This is a genomic window from Streptomyces sp. NPDC006265, assembly GCF_040613555.1.
Lineage (GTDB): Bacteria > Actinomycetota > Actinomycetes > Streptomycetales > Streptomycetaceae > Streptomyces.
Genome location: NZ_JBEXSH010001138.1, coordinates 1 through 2,359 on the forward strand (window position 1 = coordinate 1; position 2,359 = coordinate 2,359).

Annotated in this window: 3 protein-coding genes; all 3 read right to left on the bottom strand. The window is 72.8% G+C overall.

Annotated features, from left to right (window positions below):
• Positions 1-811: lipid-transfer protein (locus tag ABZ281_RS46215; protein WP_356664487.1), on the bottom strand; the 811-nt coding region annotated here is incomplete at its 3' end.
• A complete protein-coding gene (locus ABZ281_RS46220) occupies positions 808-1,191 on the bottom strand; it encodes a MaoC family dehydratase (RefSeq protein WP_356664489.1) in 384 nt (127 codons plus the stop codon). The genes ABZ281_RS46220 and ABZ281_RS46215, both read right to left, overlap by 4 nt.
• Positions 1,188-2,102 (bottom strand): bifunctional MaoC family dehydratase N-terminal/OB-fold nucleic acid binding domain-containing protein, encoded by a 915-nt coding sequence (locus tag ABZ281_RS46225; protein WP_356664491.1) that lies wholly within the window; start codon positions 2,100-2,102, stop codon positions 1,188-1,190. The genes ABZ281_RS46220 and ABZ281_RS46225 overlap by 4 nt, the downstream gene beginning before the upstream one ends.
• Positions 2,103-2,359: the final 257 nt, after the last annotated feature.

The window sequence follows — 2,359 nt, forward strand, 5'->3', positions numbered from 1 at the left end:
GCAGGCCGGTCAGGTCGTCGCGGTAGAAGCTCGTCATCTGCTCCTGGGCGCGTCCGGCGCCCTGGGCCGCGGCGGCGATCACGGCGGGCGGGCGGGGCAGGTCGCGGGCCCGTTCGACGGAGGTGACGACGAGGGCCTGGCCGCCGTCCGTCTCCTGGCAGCAGTCCAGCAGCCGCAGCGGTTCGACGATCCAGCGCGAGGCGGCGTGGTCGGCCAGGGTGATGGGACGGCCGTGGAAGTGGGCCGCCGGGTTGGTCGCCGCGTACTTCCGGCCGACGACCGCCACGTGCCCGAACGCCTCGGGGGTCAGCCCGTAGATGTGCAGGTAGCGCTGGGCGGCCATCGCCACCCAGGAGGCCGGGGTGAGCAGGCCGAACGGCAGCGACCAGCCGAGGGCCGCACCTTCCGCCGAGGGCTCCCGGTGCCGCACCCCGGAGCCGAAGCGGCGGCCCGAGCGCTCGTTGAACGCCCGGTAGCAGACGACCACGTCGGCCACGCCCGCGGCGATCGCCAGGGCGGCCTGCTGGACGGTGGCGCAGGACGCGCCACCGCCGTAGTGGACGCGGGAGAAGAAGGAGAGCTCCCCGATGCCCGCCGCCTGGGCGACGGTGATCTCCGGGCTGGTGTCCATGGTGAAGGTGACCATTCCGTCGACGTCGGCCGGTGTCAGCCCCGCGTCCGCGAGGGCCGCCCGCACCGCCTCGACGGCGAGGCGCAGTTCGCTGCGGCCCGAGTCCTTGGAGAACGCGGTGGCTCCCACACCGACGACGGCCGCGCGTCCGCCGAGTCCGTCGCGCCCTGAGAGGCTCATGCCGGGACCCTCACCGTCACGGTGCCGGTGACGTGCTCGCCGAGGCCGTTCGCGCCGACGACCCGGACGGTCGCCGTGTCACCGTCGACCTCCTCGACCGTGCCGGTCAGCACCATCGTGTCGCCGGGATGATTGGGCGCGCCGAGCCGGATGGCGACCCGGCGCAGCTCCGCCCGCGGACCGAAGTGGTCGGTGATGTAGCGGCCGACCAGGCCGTTGGTCGTCAGGATGTTCATGAAGATGTCGGGGGAGCCCTTCCGCCGCGCCAGGTCCGGGTCGTGGTGGACGTCCTGGTAGTCGCGGGAGGCGATCGCCCCGGCGACGATCAGGGTGCGGGTGACCGGGATCTCCAGCGGCGGGAGCCGGTCGCCGGCCTTCACGGCGTCACCCCCTGGAAGACGGGCAGCACCAGCTCGTCGTCGTAGCGCCGGAACTCCAGCCGCACCGGCATTCCGATCCGCACCTTGTCGTGCGGCACGCCCACCACGTTGCTGACGATCCGCACGCCCTCGGCGAGCTCGATCAGGCCGACCGCGTAGGGCGGTTCGAAGGCCGGAAAGGGCGGGTGGTGCATGACGACGTAGGAGTGGACCGTGCCCTCGCCGCTCGCCTCGACGGTGTCCCAGTCGGGGGATCCGCAGGTGGTGCAGCCCGGCAGCCAGGGGAAACGCAGGGTGGCGCAGGCAGTGCAGCGCTGGATGAGGAGCTCGCGGCGGGCCACGCCCTCCCAGAAGCCGGCGTTGTCGCGGTTGACGACGGGGCGCGGGCGGCGTTCGGACGGCGTCGAAGGCCCGTGAGCGGGGGCGTACTTGAGGATGCGGAAGCGGTGGGTGCCGGCCGGCTCGCCGTTCGCGCGGACGTCCGTGCGGGTGGTGACGAAGTAACCCGCCCCGAGCTTCGTGGTCTTGCGGCCGGACACCGACTCGATCACCGAGTCGAACGTGATCTCGTCGCCCGGGCGCAGCGGGCGCAGGTACTCCTGTTCGCAGTCGGTGGCGACGACCGCGTGGTGGCCCGACTCGTCGAGCAGGGTGAGGAGTTCGTCGTAGGCGGCCGTGCGTTCCGGGCGGCGGGTGAGGCCGGCCATGGTCCACGCCTGGAGCATGGTGGGCGGCGCGACGGCGTCCGGTCCCGTGTACGCGGGGCTGGTGTCGCCCATGGCCTCGCACCAGTGCCTGATCATCGGCTCGTTGACCGGGTCGCGGCCGACCCCGGTGGCGGCGGCCGGCCGGCCCTGGTAGGCCTTCAGTCGCGCCTCGAACTCCTCGTGGACCTCCGGCTCACCCCTCACGGCTTCTGACTGTCCGTCAGATATACCGCCCCGTCAAGACCCCGCAGACGGGAAAACGCCTGCGCGGCGGTACCGGAGCACCGCCGCTCAGACGCTTGTCATCCCACGAGACACACCCCCCACGGCGCGCGGGGGGGGGGGGGCGGCCCCGCCCGGGCCCGTCAACACCCCCGCCCGGGGGGCGTGATTGCGGGGGTTGGGGTTGTCGCGTTGTAGGGCGTTTTATACTAGCCGGTGGTCTTGGTGGGGTTGGTCTT